The following is a 21,585-nucleotide window of genomic DNA, read 5'->3' as shown; positions in this document are numbered from 1 at the left end:
TGCTGTGAGGGCACGGCTACCCCAACGCGTGCTTGGGCCAGAGGTGGCGTCGAACGGAGACAGATCACCCTCCGAAGCGACGACTCGAACGTGCGTGGCGCCCGGGCGAACGACGGCACCCCCGGCCGGAACCGCCGTGGTGCCGCGCCCGGGCCGCTGTCAGCGCAGCGCTTCGGGGAGTTCCTCCCGGTGGACGATGCCCAGACGCTGAGTGGCACGGGTCAGCGCCACGTACAGGTCGCTGGTCCCGAACCCGGCGGGCTCCACGACCAGCACATGGTCGAACTCCAGCCCCTTGGCCTGCCGCGGGTCGAGCAGGACCACCGGGCGGGTCAGATCCGGCTCGGCCCCGGCCGTGACTCCGTCCAGCGGAGCCGCGATCTCCCCGTGCAGCGGCGCCGGTGCGATCACCGCGAGGCGCCCCTCCGCGGGCGTCAGCTCCGCGACCGCCTGCGCCACCGCGCCCGCCAGGTCGTCCCCGGCGTCCCGCGTCCACGGCACCTCGCCGGTGGACCGAACCGAGCCGGGAGGCTCGAAGGAAGGGTCCTCGGCACGGAGGACCCGGGCGGCCAGCTCCATGATCTCGGCGGGCGTACGGTAGTTGACCTTGAGCCGCACGTGCTCGAATCGGTCACCGACGTACGGCTCCAGGATCCTCTCCCACGATCCGACGCCGGCCTCCTCGGAGGTCTGCGCGGGGTCACCCACCAGGGTCAGCGAGCGGGTCGGTGAACGGCGCATCAGCAGCCGCCACGCCATCGGCGACAACTCCTGCGCCTCGTCGACGACGATGTGCCCGAACGCCCAGGTCCGGTCGGCGGCGGCGCGCTCGGCCGCACTGCGGTGATCGGCCTCCTCCTGCCGGTCCGCCATCCGTTCGGCGTCGATGATGTCGTGGGCGGCGAGGCGCTCGGACTCCTCGTCCTCGAACTCGTACGTCTCCGAGCCCCTCGACAGCTCCAGCACGCCCTGCGCGTACGCGATCCGCTCCTGGCGCACGGCCTCGGCGGCGGCCTGCTCGGCACTGTCGTCGACCCCGAGGAGTTCCGCCGCCTCGTCGAGCAGCGGAACGTCGGCGGGCGTCCACGTTCCCTCACCGGGCGTACGCCGGATGGCTTCCGCGTCCTCGGCCGGTACGTACACGGGGCCGGCGAGATAGTCGGTGAGGAAGCCCTCCGGGGTGAGCGCCGGCCACAGCTCGTCGATGGCGGAGTGCACCTCCTTGCTGACGGCGACGCCCTTGCCGAGCTGGGCGATGTCGTCGACCCCGAGGAAGTTGGGGCCGCCGTAGGGGTCGGCACCGATGCGCTCGGTGAGCTGCGCGGTGAGGGCGTCGATGATCCGGAAGGCGAAGTGGGGACGTGCGAGGTTGTACGGAAGGCGCGTGTCGCGGGCCGCCTGCCGGGCCTCGTAGGCGATCTCCCAGTCGAGGACGAGGTCCCCGTCGTCGTGCGGGACGACCAGCGGGGCGCCGGGCTCGGGCAGCCGCTGCCGGTCGCGTACGGCGAGGGCGAGCGCCTCCGCCATCGGCTCTCCGCCCTTGACGGCTGCGGCGCGGGGCGTGTCCGTGCCACGGGCGTGGACCCCGGGGAAGAGTTCGCCCTGCGTGGCGAGCAGGACACCGGTTTCGCCGAGCGCCGGCAGCACCTCGCCGATGTAGCGCAGGAACGCCGGATTAGGGCCCACGATCAGGACGGCGCGCTTGGCCAGCAGCTCGCGGTGCTCGTACAGCAGGAAGGCCGCACGGTGCAGCGCCACCGCCGTCTTGCCGGTACCGGGACCGCCCTCCACGACGAGGACGCCCTGGTGAGGGGCGCGGATGATGCGGTCCTGTTCCGCCTGGATGGTCCGCACGATGTCGCCCATGCGGCCGGTACGGGCGGAGCTCAGGGCGGCCAGCAGCACGGCGTCACCGCTCGGGTCCTCGAAGCCGGTGCGCTCCTGGTCCCCGAGGTCGAGGATCTCGTCGTGCAGCTCGGTGACGACGCGGCCCTCGGTGGTGAGGTGCCTGCGCCGGCGCAGACCCATGGGCGTGTGACCGGTGGCCAGATAGAATGGGCGGGCGACCGGTGCGCGCCAATCGATCAGAAGAGGCGTGTGGGCGGCATCGTCCTCACGAATTCCGATACGGCCGATATGGTGCGCGGTGCCGTCGGAGAGATCGATACGGCCAAAACACAGTGAGCCGTCCACCGCATTCAGGGCAGCCAGCAGACCTGAGCGTTCGGCGACGAGCACCTCGCGTTCGAGACGGGCCTGCATACCGGTACCCACCGGCGTCAGCGCGTCCTCGACGTGCTCTGCGGCGACTCCGCGCAGCACGTCGACACGGTCATAGAGCCGGCCGATGAATTCCTGCTCCTCTTGCAATTCGGCGCTTTCCCGAGTTGACAACATGGCTCCCTGGCGGATATGGTGTTGCTTAGTGGCCCCCGGTGTGGGGCCTTTTCTGTGGGCACACAGAAACACTCAATATACTCTTGAAAATGCCCGGTCCGCAATTGCGGACCGGGCATTTTCGTTGTGCTCCGGGGAGCGACGGCCGACCTCAGCCGACGCTGTCGCCGGGCGCCACCGGGTACGTCTCCAGCTCGGGAGCGGCCAGCAGTTCCGCGATCAGTGCCCGGGACCCGCCGACGTACGTGCTCACCAGGTCCACGTCACCGCCCAGGCACCAGGCGCGGTCCTGCGGCCACCACAGGTCCGGCAGTTCGGCGAACTCGTCCAGGGACACGGGGGAGACGGCTTCGGCCAGTGTGCCGGCGAGCAGCACTTCATCCCGTTCGGGAGTCCCGAAAGTCGGTACGTGGCCGAAGTCCCACCGCCCGTAGCCGTGCCACAGCCCGAACCAGCAGCGCTCGGACGTCCCGGTGTGCCGGGCCAGGACGGGGATCAGAGCCTGGGCGACAGCGAGCGGGGTCGGCCCCTCCGCCGGATGCTCGTCCCAGAGGCCGGGCAGGCCGTACTCGGAGGCGTTGTTGTAGCCCTGGTCCATCCCGACCACCTCGTGCCAGCGCGTGCCCGGCCCCACCTCGCACCCGTACGCGGCAGCCACCGCCGCCCAACGCACCGGCCGCTCATCGAGGGAGGCCGGGTGCAGAACCCGCGCGTAGGCGTCGAACCCCGGCGCGGCGACGCCTGCCACCGTCCCGAAGTTGCCCTGACCGGCGGCGTGTTCGGTGAGCCACCGGGCCGGGCCGAGATCCGAGGTCTGCACGCGCAGGCTTCCGTACCGTTGAGGGGCCGGGAGCCGGTCCACCGGGGGATAGTCGTTCATTCCGCACAGTCTGCACAGTCTGCACGGGATACACGGTCTGCGCGTGATGCACGGTCTGCGCGTGATGCACGCGATGCGCCCCGTCCCCGTGCGGTCAGCGCTGGAAAGGCATCGTCCAGCAGTTGGAGGCGACGGCCTTGCCCGAGAGGCGGTCCGTCAGCCAGGAGATCGCCTCGCCCTGGTCGGTGACGAGAGGCACCAAGTGGTTGGTGAGGAGCTTGTCGCCGAGGTTGGGCAGCTCGATGGCGTCGTACGTGACACTCGCGCCCTTGCGGCACCAGTCCACGGCCAGTTGGCGGGCCTGGCCGTGCGGAACGATGTCGTCCTGGACGCCGGTCGCCACCCGTACCGGGCCTGTGGGCTTCGAAGCGCCGATGCGCTGCCTGTCGAGTGCCGCCTGCGCCCGGGGCTCCGCGGCGATGATGCCGCCGAGGGACGTGCCGCTCGTGGTCCATTTGGTGCTCTTGGTGAAGCCGTAGCCGAAGATCGCATCGCCGACGCACATGGTCGATGCGTCCTTCAGCGCGGCCCGTCCTGTGGCGTTGATGTTCGCTTCGACGACCTCGCGGAGATCGGGATCGGCCTGCGCGAATCCGTTGATCGACCAGGCCAGGGCGCCGGCCAGTGCGCTGCCGTCGATCCCCTTCATGACCGCCGTCAGGTCCGCGGGCGGCGCGCCGGCGTAGGTGCCGGCGAGCTTGACGTCGGGTGCGTAGGAGGGCTGGAGCTCGGCGGCCGAGGCGCTGGCCCCTCCGCCCTGGCTGTAGCCGTACAGACCGACGCGCGAGTCGGCGGTGATCGACGCTCCAGGGACGGCGCGCGCGGCGCGGGCCGCGTCGAGCAGGGCGTGGCCCTGGTCGAGACGGTTGACGTAGGTGTGGAGCCGGTCGGTGGCGCCGAGGCCGACGTAGTCGGTGACCACCACCGCGGCTCCGGTGGCGAGCAGGCGGTAGATCGCCAGGGCTTCGTAGCCGACCGAGAGGGTCTCGCCGGTCAGGCGCAGCGGGTACTGGAGCGACAGCGAGGGCGCGCACTGGTCGCCCTGGCCCACGGTGCCCGAGGCCACCGCCACCAGGGGGCGAGGGCCGGTGCCCTTCCAGGCGGCGGACGGCTCGATATAGGCACCGGTCACCGCGACGGGCTGCCCGCCCGAATCCGTGGACCTGTACATCAGCCGGGTCGCCGTGCCCGGCATCGGGCGGCCGTTCAGACCGGGAATGCCCAGACCGAGCGGAAGTGCCTCGCTCCGGATCAACGCACCGTTGGCCGTGGGGAGTTCGGCGGGTGGATTGTAGAAGGCGGGAATGGTCACCCCCCTGGACACCACGGGCTCCGACCCCGTGGAATCGGCGGACGCCGGGACGGCGTGCGTCCCCACGCAGGCCGCGGCCGCCACCGCGACGGCAAGTACGCGCAGGGTGCCCGGCCCTTGAAGCGGACGGGGGGAGACCGCCGGACGTACGGTGCCGAAAATGGAATGCGAACGGGTGCTCTTGCGGCTCACAATTCACTCCTCGCTCTGCTCCGATGCAGGTGAGCGCAAGCTAGCAACGATGGCGTACCGAAGGTAACTCGCCGGTAAGTTACCTTCGCGTAACTATTCGTCCCGGTCAACCACACAGGGTCAACGCGCCTTCGGCGAAACCGGAGTCGGTCTAGGCTGCCAGTCGGCACCGGCCCCGACCCAGGAGCGCACACCATGTCCGACCCTGTTCAGAAGTACCCGTTCCCCGACGCCTTCCGAGCGGACGAATCGCCTGCGCCGCACCCGCTGCTCGCACCGGTGCTCGGGTTCCTGGGCACCTGGACCGGCCGGGGCCGCGGCGGATACCCGACGCTGGAAGCGGAGTTCGCGTACGAGCAGGAAGTCACCTTCAGCCACGACGGGCGGCCCTTCCTCCACTACGAGGCACGCGCCTGGCTGCTCGACGCGGACGAGGCGCCGCTGCGGCCGTCGGCCCGGGAGAGCGGCTGGTGGCGACTGCAGCCCGACGGGCACGTCGAGGCACTCATCACGCAGCCCACCGGCATCGCGGAGATCTCGTCCGGCCGTGCGGGCGACGGCTCGGTCGACCTCGCCACCCGGCAGGTGGCCCGCACGCCCACCGCCAAGGAGGTCGGCGCCACCCGGCGCCGCTACACCCTGACGGACGAGGACACGCTCGACTTCGTCCACGACCTCGCGGCGGTCGGTCAGCCGCTGCAGCACCACCTCTCGGCGCGGCTCCGACGCGCGGGCGGAAGCTGAGCGCGCCGATCGCACCGCGGGCATGCGGTCACGGGGCGCCGATGTCACGCCTGGCGGCAACTTGCACGAATCCGGCCGCCGGTGATTGGGCGTCGAGCGACGACTGCACCAGCCTGGCCGGCGGATTCGACTCGAAGGCCAGGACCACGACTTCGTGCTCGCCGGCCACCGTGACCCGCGCCGCCGCCGCCAGTTCCTCGTGCGGCCGGCCTGCCAGGAGAGCGGTCAGCGGAGCCCGTCGTACCCGCTTGTCCTCGCTGTGGAGGTCCTCCTGGACATTCAGGTGGGCGAGCACCACCGCGGGCATGGCCGCGTGCAGGCAGGCGAGCAGCTTCGCACCCGCCCCGGCCAACTCCTCGGGCTCCGCCGTCTCGGTCAGGACCTGCCACCAGGCTTCGGCGCCGATGAGATAGGCGGCGGTCACCGCTTCCAGGGGCACGCGTTCCTCGGCCCGGCGCGCGGACCACTCGATGAGGCGGGTCAGATCGCCCGGGCCCATCGCACCGCCGTCCCGCAGCGCCCGCAGCAGCAGGCCGTGCACGGCCGTGATCGAGCGAGCCACCTCGCCCCCGACCCTGCCGTCAATCGTCGCTCGCCCCGCGGCACCGGGTCCCTACGCCGTCGTGGCGGTCGGCTCCTCGTCGGAGTCGACGATCGACTCCTCGAGCTTGCGCAGCAGTCGCGCGAGCTGGCGGCGTTCGGACGGCGACAGCCCGCCGAGCATCCGGCGTTCGTTGTCGAGATGCTCCGCGAAGACGGTGTCCACCATCGCGAGGCCCTTCTCGGTGAGACGCGAGTAGACGACCCTGCGGTCGTCGGCGTCCCGTTCGCGCACGATGAGGCCGTCCTTCTCCAGACGGTCGATCCGCAGCGTCACACCGGCCGAGGACACCAGTCCGGAGTCGGCGAGCTGCCCGGCCGTCAGCCGGTACGGATCTCCCGAACGCCGCAGTGCGGTCAGTACGTCGAAGCCCGCCACGGACAGACCGTGACGATCGATCGACGTGGTGAGCCTGGTGCTGTAGCGCAGGAAGGAACGGTGCAGCCGTGCGAGGACCTCCAGCGGGCTGGTGTCCAGCTCCGGCCGTTCGCGCGCCCAGTCCTCGATCACGCTCGCGACGGCGTCCCGGTCCACCGGCCTCGATGCAGCCATGCCCATCCCCTCGTACGGCATCCGTCAGATTCTCACGGCACTGAGAATCTTACTGCTGAGGGGATGAGGCAGAGCCGGGGAGGGGCCGCGCGGCCCCTCCTCACGTGCGCGAACGCCGCCTCAGTGCCTGGATCACCACGACGGCGACCAGCACGGCCGCCACCGGTGCGGCAGCCTTCCTGAGCAGGACGGGCAGTGCCGCCGCTCCGAGGTCCACGGCCTCCGGCTCGGACGGGAGGGCGCCCAGGGTGCCCGCACCGGTCGGCGCCGTGGAAGCGGCGCCCTGACCGGTGTCCCGCAGCAGCGCTTCGAGGCGGGTGGCGAACTGCTGGACGATGCGGTCGCCGACCTCGGACATGATGCCGCGGCCGAACTGTGCGGGACGGCCGGTGATGTCCAGGTCCGTACGGACCCGCACCCGGGTGCCGGCCGGGTCGGTGGCCAGCGTCGCGGTGACCGTGGCCGACACGGTGCCCGCGCCCCGGGTCTCGCTGCCGCTGAGATCGAGGTGCATCGAGCGGGCGGCCTCGTCGCGGGTGACGGCGCCCGCGCCCCGGTAACTCATCTGCACCGCACCGACCTTGACCTTGACGCGCCCGGTGAACGCGTCGTCGTCGAGGGTGTCCAGCACGGCGCCGGGCATACAGGGAGCGACCCGGCCGAGGTCGAGGAAGAGCTTCCAGGCGTCGTCGGGGGCCGCCGGGACGGTGAAGGAGTGATCGAGCTGCATACGTTGTCCAATCGGGCGAGCGGCCGGCCGGGACCGGCCGCGTTCGGGGGTCGGGCTCAGGTGCGGTCGGCCGTACGGATCAGCTCCCGCACCCGGCTCGGCGAGAGCGGTCCTCGGCGTACGACCACGCCGAAGGGGCGCAGTGCGTCCTCGACGGCGCCGGCCAGCACCGCCTGCGGGGCGATCGCGCCGCCCTCGCCGAGGCCCTTGACGCCGAGGTCGTTCATGGGGCTCGGCGTGAAGATCTCGTCCATGTCGAGGTCGGGAATCTCCGAGGAGGTGGGCACCAGATAGTCCATGTACGTGCCGGTGCGGGGCTGGCCGTCGGGGCCGTAGATCATCTCCTCGTAGAGCGCACCGCCGATTCCCTGGGCGATACCCCCGGTGACCTGCCCTTCCGCGATCATCGGGTTGACGATGTTGCCCGCGTCGTGGACGACCACGTAGTGCAGGATCTCGATCTCGCCGGTGTGTTCGTCGACCTCGACGACGGCTGCGTGCGCCCCGCTGGCGACCGCGAAGCCCGGCGGCCTGAAGTGCACGGTCTCGCTGATCTCGGTGCCGTGGCGGCCGTCGGTGGGTTCGGGGGTGCCGGGCAGCGGAGCCCGTCCGGCCAGCTCGGCCAGGCCGATCGACGGGCCGCCGGGCTCCTTCGCCGCCACGACGCCGTCGCTGAGGTCGAGATGGTCCGCCGCGACGCCGAGGCGGCGCGCCGCCGCTTCGATGATCTTCTCGCGGACCAGCTTTCCGGCCCGGTGGGTGGCGTTCCCGGCGTTGACCAGGGCGCGGCTCGCGATGGTGCCCACGCCGAACGGGGTGGCCTCGGTGTCGCCGCCCGTCACATCGATGATCCGGAGCGGCACCCCGATGGCGTCGGCGGCGATCTGCGCCATGGACGTGCGGTGACCCTGGCCCTGGGACGGGGCGCCGATGGCGAGCCGCACCCGGCCGTCGGGGGCGAGGTCGATCCGCGCGGTCTCGAACGGACCGAGTCCGGTGGCCTCGATGTACATGGCGAATCCGACACCGATGCGCCTGCCGTCGCGAGCGCCTTTGCGCTGGCGCGCGCGGATTCCTTCGACGTCCGCCTTGGCCACGGCGCGGCGCAGCAGCTCGGGGAAGTCCCCGGAGTCGTAGGACTGCGGGCTGCCGGAGCGGTCCACCAACCCGGTCGCGTACGGCATCTCGTCAGGACCGACGAGATTGCGCGCCCTCAACTCCTCCGGAGCGATACCGAGTTCGGCGGCCAGCCGGTCCATCGCCCGCTCCATGGCGAACACCGTCTCCGGGCGGCCAGCTCCCCGGTACGGCGTGGCGAACGTGGTGTTGGTGAGCACGCCGGTCACATCGATGTCCACGTGCGGGACCCGGTAGGGGCCGAGCAGATGACAGAGCGAGTTGTACGGCACGACGAGACCGGTCATGTTGTACGCGCCGAAGTTCACCGTGATCCGGTCGCGTACGGCGAGGATGTGCCCTTCGGCGTCCGCGGCCAGCTCGATGCGGTGGATCTGCTCCCGGGCGTGCGAGGACGCGGTGAGGTTCTCGTTGCGGTCCTCGCGCCACAGCACGGGGCGGCCGAGCCGGCGGGCGGCGTGGGGGACCAGCAGCTCCTCGACGTAGAGGATGCCCTTCTGGCCGAAGCCGCCGCCGACGTCCGCGGCGATGACGTGGACCGCCGCGGCTGCGAGGCCGAGGGTGTGGGCGATGGCGTCCCGCAGCCGGTGGGGGGTCTGGGTGCCCGCCCACACGGTGAGCCGGCCGCTGTACGGGTCCACCTGGGCGGAGATCGCCCGGGTCTCGATCGGCGAGGCCACGTACCGGTGGGCGTCGAAGCGTTCGCTCACGACCGCGTGCGCGCCGGCGAACGCCGCGTCCGGGTCGCCCACCCGGGCGGCGACGGCGACCGCGGTGTTGTCCGGCAGGTGCTCGTGCAGCAGCGGGGCTTCCGGGGACAGGGAGGACTCAGGGTCGACGAGCACCGGCAGCGGGGCGTAGCCCACCTCGATGAGCTCCAGGGCGTCCTCGGCGAGGTAACGGTTCTCGGCGAAGACGACGGCGACGGGCTGCCCGACGTACAGGACCTTCTCGCGGGCGAGCAGCGGCATCGGGGTCATCCGGACCACCGGGTCCAGGAGTTCGGCGAGCCCCGGCGGGGTGCGGAGCTCCTCCTTGTTCAGCATCGCGGGGAGGTCCGCCACGTCGTCGCCGGTCCACACCGCGACGACCCCCGGAGCGGCGAGTGCGGCCGTCACATCGACGGATTCGATACGGGCGTGGGCGTGCGGGCTGCGCAGGAAGGCGGCCTCGACACCGCCGGGCAGGGCGATGTCGTCGACGTACCGCCCCTTGCCGCGCAGCAGCCGGTCGTCCTCGACGCGGGGGACGGAACGGCCGATCCAGCCGCCTTCGCCCTGCTGGTGCGGGTCGGAATCGTGGGACATACGGGTCACTCTCCGAAGCGCTCGTCGAGTGCCTGGCACACGGCACGGCGGATGTTGCGGTAGCCGGTGCACCGGCACAGATGCCCGCTCAGGGCGTCGGCGACCTGTGTCTCGTCCGGGCGGTCGGACCGCTCGGTCAGCGCGGTCGCCGTCATCACGAACCCGGGGGTGCAGAAGCCGCACTGCATTCCGTGGCATTCGTGGAAGGCGCGCTGTACGGAGGTCAGGGGGGCGTCGTCCGTGGTGAGGCCCTCGACGGTGCGGATCTCGGTGCCCGCGCACTGCACGGCCAGGGTGAGACAGGTGCGCACCGGCTCGTCGTCGACGAGGGCGGTGCAGGCGCCGCAGACGCCGTGTTCGCAGCCGACGTGCGTGCCGGTCAGCCCCAGGCGGTCGCGCAGGAAGTCGCTGAGCAGCAGACGGGACTCGACCTGGGCGGTGACCGCCTGCCCGTTCACGGTGAGGGCGATCTCGTGCCAGGCGGAGGGCTCGGCGAGGGGCGGCGTCCGGGCCGTCAGCGGGGTGGGGACGGAGGGGGTCATCAGCAACGCTCCCAGGCGGTGGTGCAGGCGCGGACGAGGAGATGGGCGGCGCCCTCCCGCCGGTACTCGGCGGTGGCGTGGATGTCGTCGGAGGGAGAGAGCCCGGCCAGTGCGGCGCCGGCCGCCGCGGCGCGGGCCTGCTCGCCCGCGTCGCTGCCCACCAGCGCGGCCTCGGCGGACGGCAGGCGTACGGGCACGGGGGCGGCGCCGCTGAAGACGACACGGGCGTCGCGCACGGTGTCCGACCCGGTGTCCCGCTCCAGCAGGACGGCCACCCCGACCGTGGCGAAGTCGCCGTGCCTGCGGGTCAGTTCATCGAAGGCCCAGCCGTGCCCGGCCGGGCGGGGCGGGAACACGACCTCGGTCAGGAGCTCGTCCGTCTCCACCGCGGTGGAGAAGGTGGCGACGAAGAAGTCCCCGGCGTCGACCGTACGGGTGCCACGGGGGCCGGTGATCACGAACCGGGCGTCCAGCGCCAGTGCGGCGGCGGGCAGTTCGGCGGCCGGGTCGTGGTGGGCGAGGCTGCCGCAGACGGTTCCCCGGTTGCGTATCTGCGGGTGTCCGATGTGCTCGACGGCGGCGGCCAGCAGCGGCCAGCCGTCCCGCACCGCGATGTCGGCGGCTGCCCGGGCCTGGCGTACGGCGGCTCCGATGCGGAGGCTGCCCGTCTCGTCGACGTGGATACCACCGAGCTCGGGGATGCGCGTGATGTCCACGAGCACCTCGGGTCTGGCGAGACGCATGTTCAGCATCGGAATCAGGGACTGGCCGCCCGCCACGACCTTGGCCTCCCGTTCCTCGTCGGCGAGGAGGGCGACCGCCTCGCCGAGGGTGCTGGGGGCGATGTAGTCGAACGATGTGGGTTTCACCTGCTGCCACCGGACCTCTCTGGTCGTCGCGCCATGGCATTCGACACGTGCAGAACTATCTAGTACCTAAAATGATTTACCCTAAAGTTTCTTCTGGCAAGAGGCTGCCCGAAATTTTCCCGTTCGAGGTGAGAGACGTGCGTCATGTCATCGGCCAGGCTGCGGCCTGGCAGTCCTCCGGAATCCGCTTCGCCATGGCGACCGTCGTTCGTACCTGGGGCTCCGCGCCGCACGGCCCCGGCGCGTCCATGCTCGTGTCCGAGGACGGTCGCATCGTCGGCAGTGTGTCCGGCGGCTGTGTGGAAGCCGCCGTCTGCGCGATCGCGGAGGGGGTGCTCGCGGGCGCCGCGCCGGCGGTCGAACGCTGGGGAGTCGCGGACGACGACGCCTTCGCGGCAGGCCTCACCTGCGGCGGCACGATCGAGGTGTTGATCCGCGAGGTCGGCCGGGAGGTGCCCCTCGGCCGGATCGCTGCCGGACTCGCGGCCGGTGTACCGGTGGCCCTGGTCACCCCCGTCGACGGCGGCGGGGGACTGGCGATCGGCGGCGAGAAGGCGACCGGAACCCTGGGCGACCCGGGTGCGGACCGGGCGGCGGCCTTGGCTGCCGAAGGCATGTTGAGCCGGGCCGCCACAGGGCTGGTGACCAGCGAAAACGCGGACGGCGGCGGGGCGGAATGCGCACCGGGGCGGCTCCTGCTGGTGCAGTCCTTCGCGCCCCGCCCGCAGCTGCTGATCTTCGGCGCGGCCGAGTTCGCCCGCCCGCTGGCCGGTATCGGAGCGGTGCTCGGACACCGGGTGACAGTGTGCGACGCCCGGCCTGCGTTCGCTGTGGCCGAGCGCTTCCCGGGTGCCGACGAGGTCGTCACCGACCGGCCCGACCGCTGGTTCCGCGCCCACGAGGACCGGGTCGACGCGGCGACCGCGGTGTGCGTGCTCACCCACGACGACCGCTTCGACGTGCCCGTCCTCGCGCTCGCGCTGCGCAGCCGGGCCGGTTACGTGGGGGCGATGGGCAGCCGTCGTACCCACGCGGACCGGCTCGAACGACTGCGGGAAGCGGGCGCGAGCGAGGGGGACCTCGCACGGCTGGACTCGCCGATCGGGCTGGATCTCGGCGGCCGGGGACCGGAGGAGACCGCCGTGTCGATCATGGCGGGCATCATCGCCGCACGGCGCGGCGGCAGCGGACTGCCCCTCGCCGGACTGGCCGGGTCCGTACATCGTTCGTGACTGATTTTGAACGACTGTTTTTCTGAACACTCGTTTAATCTGACGTGTGTGGAACCAAAAGACAAGAGCGGCTCTCGGGCAGCCACACACTCTGTACCTGCCGGGGACGACACCGGACCGTCGGCGAGCGCGCAACGCCGCCCCGGCTCGCACGACCCGGAGGGCAACCGCCGCGCCGTACTCGACGCCGCCCGGCGGCTGTTCGGGGCGCACGGGTACAAGGGCGTCGGTGTCCGCGCCATCGCGGCCGAGGCGGGGGTGACCCCCGGCCTGGTGATGGCCTACTTCGGTACGAAGGACGGGCTGTTCCGGGAGGCGGTCGCGGGCGGGACGGGCGTCACCCATGACGTGCTCGCCGTCGGTGCGGCCGGAGATCTGCCCGCTGCCCTCGCGCGGGCCTACCTCGACCGGTGGGACCGGCTGCCGTCCGACGACCCCTGGCCGGCGCTGATCCGCTCGGCCGTCAGCCACCCGCCGAGCGCGGAGGTGCTGCGCGACATCCTGGAGAAGCAGGTCGGTGAGCCTCTGGCCCGGTTGCTCGGCGACTCGGCAGGGGCGGACGTACGCGCCGCGATGATCCGCAGTGTGCTCTTCGGCGTGATCATGGAGCGCTATGTCTTCGCGCACGAACCGGCGGCCTCGGTCCCGGCGGAGGAGTTCGCCCCCGCCCTCGCGGACGTGCTGGCCACCGCTTTCGGCGACACTCCGCTGCGGACGGGCGCGGGGGAGGAGGCAGTACCCCCGACACCGGCCCCGGACGCCGCCCCGCCCCCTGTTGCGGACGACTCCGCCGCCTCGCTCTTCGCCGGTCTGAACGAGTGCGCCCTGCGGTACCAGGAGCTCATCGGCCGGACCGTACGCGCGTACGGCATCAGCTCCTCCGCCTACGAGGTCATCGCCGCGATCCGTGACGCGGGCGAGCCCTACCGGCTGACCATGGGGGAGGTGGCGGACGCCGGCACGGTCCGGGCGGGCGGCCTCACCCAGCACGCGGACCGGCTGGAGGCGGCGGGCCTGATCCGGCGGGAACGCGACGCCGGGGACCGCCGGGTCGTCCGGCTCTGCCTCACGCCCGAGGGCCTGGAGCTGGCCGACCGGGTCCACGCCGCACGGTCGGACCAGGAGCGCGAGCTGCTGGAGGGGCTGGCGCCCGGAGACCGGCGCAGACTCGCGGGGCTGCTCGGCGCCCTCGGACGCACGCTCGGGGCCGGTGTCCCGGAGCAGTGATCACCGCTCTGGTGCACCGGCCCCGATCGAGCAACCCGGTTGGTCACGTCAGGAGTTGAGCTCCTCCAGCGTCTTGCCCTTGGTCTCCACGGCGAACCAGGCGATCACGGCACCCACCGCGGCCACCGCGGCGAGTTGCGCGAACACCAGGGTCAGGCTGCCGCCCGCGCCGATGATCGCGCCGACGGTCACCGGGCCGAGGATCACGCCGATCCGGTTCCACAGCCCGCCGAACGCCGCACCCTTGGCGCGGTTGTGCGTCGGGTAGAGCTCGGGTGAGTACAGGTAGAGCCCCGCGTTGATCGCGTACAGGAAGAAGGTCGTACAGGACGCGAAGATCGCGACCTGTACGCCCGAGGTGGCCCCGGCCAGTGCCAGCACGCCCAGGGAGAGCGTGGTGCCGACGAGTGCGCCCATCAGCGCGGGCCTGCGGCCGATACGGTCGACCAGCATGGCCACGACGAAGGTGCCGAGCAGACCGGTGACATTGCTGAGCAGCGTGTAGACGAGCGCCGTGGTCAGGTCCAGCCCGAACTGCTTGGTGTAGAGCGACGGCAGCCAGGTGGAAATGCCGTGGTTGACGTAGTACGCGACGAACCACAGACCCGACAGCACCGCCGTGCGCCGCAGATAGCGACCCCGGAACAGGTCGGCGAGACGGCCCTGGGGCGTCTCCTCGGGGATGTCCGACGTGGGGGCGGGCGCGGGCAGCTCCTCGGAGGTGGCGCGGGCGACCTCCGCCTCGATGCGGGCGATCGCCGCTTCCGCCTCCGCCGTACGTCCCCGGGCCAGCAGCCAGCGCGGGGACTCCTCGACGTGGCGGGGGAGCAGCGCGGCGATCAGTACGGGCAGCGTGCCGACGACGAACATGGCACGCCAGCCGAAGTTGGGAACCACCCACACGGCGAGCAGGGTGGCGGCGGCGAGTCCGGCCGGGAAGATCATCTCGTAGAGCAGGACGAACCGGCCCCGCTTGTCGGAGCGGGCGATCTCGTTGATGTACGTGGCCGCCACGGGCACGACACCGCCGATGCCCAGTCCCTGCATGAACCGGAACATCGAGAAGGTCTCGATGCCGCCGGAGAAGGCCACGGCGAGGCTGGCAAGGCCAGTGACCGCGACACCCAGGGCGACGGTGCGCACCCGGCCGATCCGGTCGCCCAGCCAGCCGGCGACCAGGGCTCCGAGCAGCATGCCGATGGAGGCCGAGGTGACCGCGAAGGTGGCCTGCCCCGTGCTCAGGTTCCACTCCTTCATCAGGACGGGCAGTGCGGAGGCGGCCAGCAGCTGGTCGAACGCCTCGAAGAACGTGACGGCGCCGATCAGGAACCGGACCTTGATGTGCCAGCGGGAGTGCGGCAGTCGTTCAAGTCTCGAGGCTATGGAGCCGAGGGCTGGCTTGCCGGCCACAGTCGTCATGGAGGGGGTCCTTCCGCGGGCAGTGGAGTTGCCGAGACAGTAGGGTCAGTTATCTAAGCGGTCAATGGTTAAGCGGTTAGAAACCTCGATTCAGGCAACTCGATGCCCATCGTCGGTGTCGATGGGTGCTCAGCTCAAGGGATCGCAGGCAACGATTTCGACCGAGGGGCTTGTGTCGAGATAGTTAAGCGCTTAGATTTCTAGCACTTCGGCAGTTCCGGATGGTGACAGCGCCCCGAGCGCGTCCCAGATCCGGGGCCCGTTCCCTTCCCGCCGCCTCGCCCGGAGGTCCACCCGTGCTGCAGTTCCCCACCGACATCCTGATCGCGGGCCAGTGGCGACGTGGTGCGGGCGATCCCGTCGACACGGTCGACCCGGCGACCGGGCGCCTGCTCGCCACCGTCCACTCGGCCTCCGCCGAGGAGGTCGCCGAAGCGGCCGAGGCCGCCGCGAAGGCGGTGGCGGACCCCGCCTGGCGCGACCTGCTCGCCCACGAACGGTCCCGGCTGCTGTACCGCATAGCCGAGCTGACCGAAGAAGCGGCCGACGAGCTCTCCGCGCTGCAGACCGCCGACACCGGCAAGACCCTCACCGAGACCAAGGCCCTCGCGCTCAGCGCGGCAGGCACCTTCCGCTACATGGGCGCCGCCCTGGAGACGGCGGAGGACGCGCTCACACCCTCCCGCGGCCCGTACGTCACGATGAGCGTGCACGAACCGATCGGTGTCGTCGGTGCGATCAACCCCTGGAACTCGCCCGTGGCGAGCGACGCCCAGAAGATCGCCCCCGCCCTCGCCGCGGGGAACGCCGTCCTGCTCAAGCCCGCGGCCTGGACCCCTCTCGTCTCGCTGGCCCTCGGCCGGCTGATCACCCGGGCACTCGACGAGTTCCGCCTGCCCACCGCCCTGCTGTCGGTGCTGCCGGGGAGCGGCCGGGTGGTCGGCGACGCCATCGTGCGCCACCCGCTCGTCGCCCGCATCGGATTCACCGGCGGTACGGAGACGGGGCGGTCCATAGCCGAGGCCGCCGCCCACAAACTGATCCCCGCCTCGCTGGAGCTCGGCGGCAAGTCCCCCACGATCGTGCGGGCCGACGCGGACGTCGAACAGGCCCTGTCAGGCGTCCTGTTCGGGATCTTCTCGTCCAGCGGCCAGTCCTGCATCGCCGGTTCCCGGCTCTTCGTGGCACGCGAGATCTACGACTCCTTCGTGGGTGAACTCGTCGCACGCGTGGCCAAACTGCGCGTCGGGCCCGGCACGGACCCGGCCACCCAGGTCGGCCCCCTGGTGCACCACCGCCACCGCGACGCCGTCGCCGCCTACGTGGACCTCGCCCGCTCCGAGGGAGCCAGGGTGCTGTGCGGAGGGTCGGCGCCCGAGGGGGAGCGGTACGCGGACGGCGCGTACTACCTGCCGACGGTTCTCGACGGGCTCGCGAACACCTCCAGGACCTGCCAGGAGGAGATCTTCGGCCCGGTTCTGGTCGCCCTGCCCTACGACGACGAGGACGACCTGGTCCGTCAGGCCAACGACTCCGTCTACGGACTGGCCTGCGGAATCTGGACCCGGGACCTGCGGGCCGCGTGGCAGCTCGCCCGCCGGATCGAGGCGGGGACCGTCTGGATCAACACGTACAAGCAGTTCAGTGCCGCCACCCCGTTCAGCGGGTGGAAGGACAGCGGCCTCGGCACCGAGAAGGGCCGCGACGCGATCCGCGCCTACCAGCGCCAGAAGTCCCTGTACTGGGGCACCTCCGGCCACCCGCTTCCCTGGGCCGGCTGACCCGCACGCCCGCCCCCTCGTACGCCCGCCCGTCTGGAGAGACCGATGCACCAAGCACCCCCCGGTCCGATCGCCCGGCTCCGCTCACTGCGTTACGTCGAGCTGCACACCCCGGCCTTCACCGAGACCGCCGACTTCTACGAAGAGGTCTGGGGCCTCGAGACCGTCGAGTCCGACACCGGTGCCCGCTGGCTGCGCGGTTCGGGCGACGAGCACCACGTCCTCCACCTCACCGAACGGGACCGGGTCGCACTGGGCAGGATCGCCTTCGCCGTCGCCACCCCCGCCGAGGTCGACGAAGCGGCGCGGCGCCTCGAAGCCCGCTCCATCGTCCCCGTCGCCGGCCCCGGTCCGCTGGAACAGACGGGCGGCGGCTACGGGCTGCGGTTCACCGACCCCGAGGGGCGTCTCATCGAGATCAGTGCCCAGGTCGAGGCGGTCGTCCCACGAGGCCGGGACGGCGCCGTGCCGGTCGGGGTGACGCACGCCGTGCTCAACACCACCGACATCGACGCGGCCGTCACCTTCTACTGCGAGGTGCTCGGTCTCCGCGTCTCCGACTGGTCCGAACACCAGATGGCGTTCCTGCGCTGCAATGCCGACCACCACTGCATCGCCTTCAACCAGGCCGAGTGGACCTCGCTGAACCACGTGGCGTACGAGATGACCTCGGTCGACCACTTCATGCGGGGCCTGGGACGGCTGCGCCACCACGGCATCACTCCCCAGTGGGGCCCCGGCCGGCACGGCCCGGGAAACAACACCTTCTCCTACTTCACCGACCCGTCCGGGCTCGTCTGCGAGTACACCTCCGAGGTCGCCCAGATCGTCGAGGACGCCTGGATCGCCCGTGTGTGGCGGCGGGTGCCGGACCTCTCGGACCTGTGGGGGACGGCCGGGCCGCCGTCGAAGGAGATCCGCTGCCACATGGCGGGCGCGCCGGACCCCGGCCCGCTCGCTCCCCTCGACATCCAGGAGATCGGCGAATGAGCACCGTACGCAAAGTCGGCGTCGTCGGCTGGGGCGCCATCGGCCGGGTGGTCGGCACCGCGCTCGCCGAAGGACAGGTGAACGGCGCAGAACTGGTGTGCGTCGTCGACAACCGTCCGCTCGGTGAGACCGCGCCCGCCCGGCAGGCCTCCTTCGAAGAGGCCCTGGACGCCTGCGACCTGATCGTGGAGGCGGCCGGCCAGGGCGTCGTACGGGAATGGGGCACACGGGTGCTGGAGTCCGGCACCGATCTGCTGATCGCCTCCACCGGCGCGCTGACCGACGACGAGCTCGCCAAGCGGCTGCTCGCGGCCGGTCCGGGCCGGGTGTACTTCACCGGCGGCGCGGTCGGCGGTCTCGACCTGCTCCAGGCGGCACGCTCGCTCGGCCCGCTGACCGAGGTCAGGCTGACCACCACCAAACTGCCCTCCACCCTCGAACAGCCGTGGATGGGCGAGGAGTTGCTGCACCGGATGCGGACGGCGACCGGACCGGTGGAGGTCATGTCCGGCACCGCACGCGACGTCCCGGTGAAATTCCCCAAGTCCACGAACGTGGCCGCCTCGGTCGCGCTGGCCGTCGGCGACCTGGACACTGTGCGGGTCCAGGTCGTCGCCGACCCGGCGGCGCACCGCACCCGCCATGTGATCGAGGCGTCCGGTGCGTACGGTTCGTACCGCTTCGAGGTCGCACACCTGCCCGACCCGGGCAACCCCGCCACCAGCCAGGTGGTGCCGTACGCCGTCCTGCGCAGCCTCGCCGCGCTCGCCGGCCGGACCGGGCAGATCCTGTGAGCGGCGCCGACACCGCGATCCACGTCGAGGAGGCCGGTGACCAGGGCCCCCTGCTGCTGTGCCTCCACGGCATCGGCTCCTCATCGGCCGCCTTCGCCCCGCAGCTCGCCGAACTCTCCTCGTACGTAAGGGTCGTGGCCTGGGACGCCCCGGGATACGCCAAGTCCGCCGATCCGGCCGCCCCTTACGGCCTCGACGACTACGCGGACGCGGCAGCCGCAGTCATCCGTGAGCGCGCCACCACCGCGCACGTCCTCGGCGTCTCCTGGGGCGGGGTGATCGCGCTGCGGCTCGCCACCCGGCACCCGGAGCTCGTCGCCTCGCTGATCATCGCCGACTCCAGCCCCGGTTCGGGCACGGACGAGGAGAAGGCGCGGGGCATGCGGGCACGCGCCGCCGACCTGGCCGAGCTCGGCCCACGGGCCTTCGCCGAAGCCCGCGGCCCCCGCCTGGTGTCACCGGACGCACCGGACCAACTGGTGCGCGCCGTCGTCGAGAACATGGCCGCGTCGGTACGGCTGCCGGGCTACGCGTACGCCGCCGAATCCATGGCCTGTGCCGATCTGCGCCCCGAACTGCCCTCGATCGCCGCGCCCACCCTCGTCCTCTGCGGCGAACAGGACCGGGTCACCGGCACCGAAGCGAGCCAGGCCATCGCCGGGGCCATCCACAAGACCGCCTACGTGATCGTCAAGGACGCCGGTCACCTGGCCAATCAGGAGCAGCCCGGGCACTTCAACGCCTGGGTCCTCTCCCACCTCCGTATCACCGCCTCCATCCCCGAGTAGGAGCTCTGCCATGCCTCTGACCACCGACGCCTACGACAACGGCGACGACCTCTCCGCGTACACCGACTCCCTCATCGCGACCAAGGCATCCCGGGTCGCCGACTTCGACACCCTGTCCTTCCAGGAGAAGGCAGGCCCGCAGTTCCGCCGCGGCCAGATCCGCTATGTCGGCTCCGGCGCCACCGGCAACCACGAGAGCGACAGCCGGATCCTCCCCTCCGGCGGGTTCACCTTCTCCAACATGCTTCTGCCGCCCGGCGCCGAGGGCCCGGCCCACACCCACCACGACGTCGAAGAGGCCTTCTTCGTCCTGGAGGGCGAGGTCAAGGTCGGCATCCACCGCGGCGCCGACGAGGCCGAGTACCGCACCCTGGGCTACCGCGACATGATCGTCGTCCCCGCAGGTGTGACCCGGTCGCTCAAGAACGAGGGCGACACCGACGCCCTGTTCTGCGTGGTCATCGGCACGCAGAAGCCGCAGGTGCCGACCTACCCCGAGTACTCGCCGATGCACGGCGTAACCCGTGGCTGACCAGCCCCCGGCCGACATACGCACTGTCGTCGTCACCGGTGCGGGCCGTGGCCTCGGACTGGCCATGGCCCGCCGGGCAGGCACCGACGGCTTCCGGGTCGTCGTCGCCGAACTGGAGAGGGAGCGGGGCGAGCGCGCCGTCGCGGACCTGTGCGCGGAGGGCATTGACGCCCACTTCGTACGCTGCGACGTCGCCGACCCCGCTTCGGTGGACGCCCTGGCGGCCACCGTGCGCGAGCTGGGCCCGCTGTACGGCCTGGTCAACAACGCGGCCCTCGCCAACGGCGTCGGCGGCAAGGAGTTCCAGGACCTCGACATCGAGACGTGGGACCGGCTGATGACGGTCAATGCCCGCAGCCCCTGGCTGGTCTCGAAGGCCCTGTACCCGCTCTTCGCAGCACCGGGCCGGATCGTCAACATCGCCTCGGACGCCGCCCTGTACGGCTCCCCGCGCCTCGCCCACTACATCGCCTCCAAGGGGGCGGTCATCGCCCTCACCCGGGCCATGGCGCGCGAGCTCGGCGACAAGGGGATCACCGTGAACGTGGTCGCCCCCGGGCTCACCGAGTGCGAGGCGACCGAGACGGTGCCCGCCGAACGCCACGACCTCTACCGCTTGAACCGGGCCATCTCCCGCCCCCAGCAGCCGGACGACCTCACCGGGATCGTCTCCTTCCTGCTGGCCGAGGAATCCCGCTATCTGACCGGACAGGTGATCGCCGTCAACGGCGGCTTCACCATGAACTGAACCCCAGGAGACACGAGTTATGGATCTGGGCCTCGCCGACCGCACCATCCTGGTCACCGGCGGCAGCTCGGGCGTCGGCCTGGCCACGGTCCGCGCCCTGCTGCACGAGGGAGCCCGCGTCGCGACGTGCGGGCGTGACGCCGACCGGCTGGCCAAGGCCGCGGCCGGCCTCGGCGCCGGCCACGACCGCCTGCTGACCGGCGTCTGCGACGTACGGGACGCCGACGCCGTACGTGACTTCGTCCGCCGCACCGCCGAGAAGTTCGGCACCATCGACGGACTCGTCAACAACGCCGGACAGTCCCGCATGAAGGGACTCGACGACTCCACCGCCGAGGACTGGCGCGACGAGCTGGAGCTGAAGTTCGCCGGGGTGCTGAACCCCCTCCAGGCGGCGCGCCCCCATCTCGCCGCCTCGGGCACGGCGAGCGTCGTCAACATCAACGCGGTCCTCGCCAAACAGCCCGAACCCCGGCTGATCACCACGAGCGCCGCCCGCGCCGGCATCCTCAACCTCTCCAAGTCCCTGTCGGTCGAACTGGCCGCCGACGGCATCCGGGTCAACTCCGTCTGCCTCGGACTCATCGACACCGGCCAGTGGACCAGGCGCCACGCGGCCGCGGACTCCGGCATGGCGTACGAGGACTGGCAGGCCGAACTCGCCGCCGACCGGGGCATCGCGCTCGGCCGCCTCGGCCGCGCCGAAGAGGTCGCGTACGCCGTCGTCGCCCTCCTCTCACCCCGCGCCTCGTACATCACCGGCACCAGCATCGACGTCTGCGGCGGCGTCGGCCGCTCCATCCTCTGAGGA

Annotated in this window: 20 protein-coding genes; 10 read left to right on the top strand and 10 right to left on the bottom strand. The window is 71.5% G+C overall.

Going from position 1 to position 21,585, the window contains the following annotated elements:
- Positions 1–159 precede the first annotated feature (159 nt).
- The 3 genes from ACFT7S_RS12910 to ACFT7S_RS12900 all read right to left on the bottom strand — a co-directional run bounded on the left by ACFT7S_RS12910 (position 160) and on the right by ACFT7S_RS12900 (position 4,781).
- Positions 160–2,370 carry a HelD family protein gene (locus tag ACFT7S_RS12910; protein ID WP_382730849.1) on the bottom strand — a complete coding sequence of 737 codons (2,211 nt, stop codon included), beginning with the start codon at positions 2,368–2,370 and terminating at the stop codon, positions 160–162.
- A gap of 178 nt (positions 2,371–2,548) precedes the next feature.
- Positions 2,549–3,277, bottom strand: a complete 729-nt coding sequence (locus tag ACFT7S_RS12905; protein ID WP_382730486.1) for a hypothetical protein — start codon at positions 3,275–3,277, stop codon at positions 2,549–2,551.
- A gap of 94 nt (positions 3,278–3,371) precedes the next feature.
- Positions 3,372–4,781, bottom strand: a complete 1,410-nt coding sequence (locus ACFT7S_RS12900; RefSeq protein ID WP_382730483.1) for a lipase family protein — start codon at positions 4,779–4,781, stop codon at positions 3,372–3,374.
- A 195-nt stretch (positions 4,782–4,976) separates the two neighbouring features.
- Between ACFT7S_RS12900 and ACFT7S_RS12895 the strand changes: the two genes are divergently transcribed.
- Positions 4,977–5,525 carry an FABP family protein gene (locus ACFT7S_RS12895; RefSeq protein ID WP_382730480.1) on the top strand — a complete coding sequence of 183 codons (549 nt, stop codon included), beginning with the start codon at positions 4,977–4,979 and terminating at the stop codon, positions 5,523–5,525.
- A gap of 28 nt (positions 5,526–5,553) precedes the next feature.
- Here the strand turns inward: ACFT7S_RS12895 and ACFT7S_RS12890 are convergent, their stop codons facing one another.
- From ACFT7S_RS12890 to ACFT7S_RS12865, 6 genes are all read right to left on the bottom strand, one after another.
- On the bottom strand, positions 5,554–6,087 hold the full coding sequence (locus ACFT7S_RS12890) for a hypothetical protein (protein WP_382730478.1): 534 nt from the start codon (positions 6,085–6,087) through the stop codon (positions 5,554–5,556).
- A gap of 51 nt (positions 6,088–6,138) precedes the next feature.
- A complete protein-coding gene (locus ACFT7S_RS12885; protein WP_382730846.1) occupies positions 6,139–6,684 on the bottom strand; it encodes a MarR family winged helix-turn-helix transcriptional regulator in 546 nt (181 codons plus the stop codon).
- A gap of 94 nt (positions 6,685–6,778) precedes the next feature.
- On the bottom strand, positions 6,779–7,408 hold the full coding sequence (locus tag ACFT7S_RS12880) for an SRPBCC family protein (protein WP_382730475.1): 630 nt from the start codon (positions 7,406–7,408) through the stop codon (positions 6,779–6,781).
- Between the two features lie 56 nt (positions 7,409–7,464).
- A complete protein-coding gene (locus ACFT7S_RS12875) occupies positions 7,465–9,852 on the bottom strand; it encodes a xanthine dehydrogenase family protein molybdopterin-binding subunit (protein WP_382730473.1) in 2,388 nt (795 codons plus the stop codon).
- Positions 9,853–9,857: 5 nt separating this feature from the next.
- Complete coding sequence (locus ACFT7S_RS12870; protein WP_382730470.1) at positions 9,858–10,394, bottom strand: (2Fe-2S)-binding protein; 537 nt, start codon at positions 10,392–10,394, stop codon at positions 9,858–9,860.
- Positions 10,394–11,263: an FAD binding domain-containing protein gene (locus tag ACFT7S_RS12865; RefSeq protein WP_382730468.1), complete on the bottom strand. Its 870-nt coding sequence runs from the start codon at positions 11,261–11,263 to the stop codon at positions 10,394–10,396. The genes ACFT7S_RS12870 and ACFT7S_RS12865 overlap by 1 nt, the downstream gene beginning before the upstream one ends.
- A 137-nt stretch (positions 11,264–11,400) precedes the next feature.
- Here ACFT7S_RS12865 and ACFT7S_RS12860 point away from each other — a divergent pair, with 137 nt between their 5' ends.
- Positions 11,401–12,495, top strand: coding sequence for an XdhC family protein (locus ACFT7S_RS12860; RefSeq protein ID WP_382730466.1), 1,095 nt, complete (start codon positions 11,401–11,403; stop codon positions 12,493–12,495).
- 48 nt (positions 12,496–12,543) lie between these two features.
- A complete protein-coding gene (locus ACFT7S_RS12855; RefSeq protein WP_382730463.1) occupies positions 12,544–13,722 on the top strand; it encodes a TetR family transcriptional regulator in 1,179 nt (392 codons plus the stop codon).
- Positions 13,723–13,770: 48 nt separating this feature from the next.
- Here the strand turns inward: ACFT7S_RS12855 and ACFT7S_RS12850 are convergent, their stop codons facing one another.
- A complete protein-coding gene (locus tag ACFT7S_RS12850; RefSeq protein WP_382730460.1) occupies positions 13,771–15,141 on the bottom strand; it encodes an MFS transporter in 1,371 nt (456 codons plus the stop codon).
- A gap of 296 nt (positions 15,142–15,437) precedes the next feature.
- Between ACFT7S_RS12850 and ACFT7S_RS12845 the strand changes: the two genes are divergently transcribed.
- From ACFT7S_RS12845 to ACFT7S_RS12815, 7 genes are read left to right on the top strand one after another with little or no spacing between them, the layout of a single operon-like run.
- Positions 15,438–16,922 (top strand): aldehyde dehydrogenase family protein, encoded by a 1,485-nt coding sequence (locus ACFT7S_RS12845; RefSeq protein WP_382730458.1) that lies wholly within the window; start codon positions 15,438–15,440, stop codon positions 16,920–16,922.
- A gap of 45 nt (positions 16,923–16,967) precedes the next feature.
- Positions 16,968–17,912, top strand: coding sequence for a VOC family protein (locus ACFT7S_RS12840; RefSeq protein ID WP_382730456.1), 945 nt, complete (start codon positions 16,968–16,970; stop codon positions 17,910–17,912).
- Positions 17,909–18,706 (top strand): aspartate dehydrogenase domain-containing protein, encoded by a 798-nt coding sequence (locus ACFT7S_RS12835; RefSeq protein WP_382730453.1) that lies wholly within the window; start codon positions 17,909–17,911, stop codon positions 18,704–18,706. Before ACFT7S_RS12840 ends, ACFT7S_RS12835 begins: the two co-directional genes overlap by 4 nt.
- The gene (locus tag ACFT7S_RS12830; RefSeq protein WP_382730450.1) at positions 18,703–19,494 is read left to right on the top strand and encodes an alpha/beta fold hydrolase; all 792 of its coding nucleotides are present in this window, start codon (positions 18,703–18,705) and stop codon (positions 19,492–19,494) included. The genes ACFT7S_RS12835 and ACFT7S_RS12830 overlap by 4 nt, the downstream gene beginning before the upstream one ends.
- A 10-nt stretch (positions 19,495–19,504) precedes the next feature.
- Positions 19,505–20,026 carry a cupin domain-containing protein gene (locus ACFT7S_RS12825; protein WP_073749699.1) on the top strand — a complete coding sequence of 174 codons (522 nt, stop codon included), beginning with the start codon at positions 19,505–19,507 and terminating at the stop codon, positions 20,024–20,026.
- On the top strand, positions 20,019–20,774 hold the full coding sequence (locus ACFT7S_RS12820; RefSeq protein ID WP_382730447.1) for an SDR family oxidoreductase: 756 nt from the start codon (positions 20,019–20,021) through the stop codon (positions 20,772–20,774). The genes ACFT7S_RS12825 and ACFT7S_RS12820 overlap by 8 nt, the downstream gene beginning before the upstream one ends.
- A gap of 19 nt (positions 20,775–20,793) precedes the next feature.
- The gene (locus ACFT7S_RS12815; RefSeq protein ID WP_382730444.1) at positions 20,794–21,582 is read left to right on the top strand and encodes an SDR family oxidoreductase; all 789 of its coding nucleotides are present in this window, start codon (positions 20,794–20,796) and stop codon (positions 21,580–21,582) included.
- The last annotated feature ends 3 nt before the right edge of the window (positions 21,583–21,585 follow it).

The organism is Streptomyces sp. NPDC057136, assembly GCF_042670885.1.
In the GTDB taxonomy this organism is placed as follows: Bacteria; Actinomycetota; Actinomycetes; order Streptomycetales; family Streptomycetaceae; genus Streptomyces.
The sequence above is the reverse complement of the archived record's forward strand: the minus strand, read 5'-3'. Positions and strand labels throughout refer to the sequence as shown.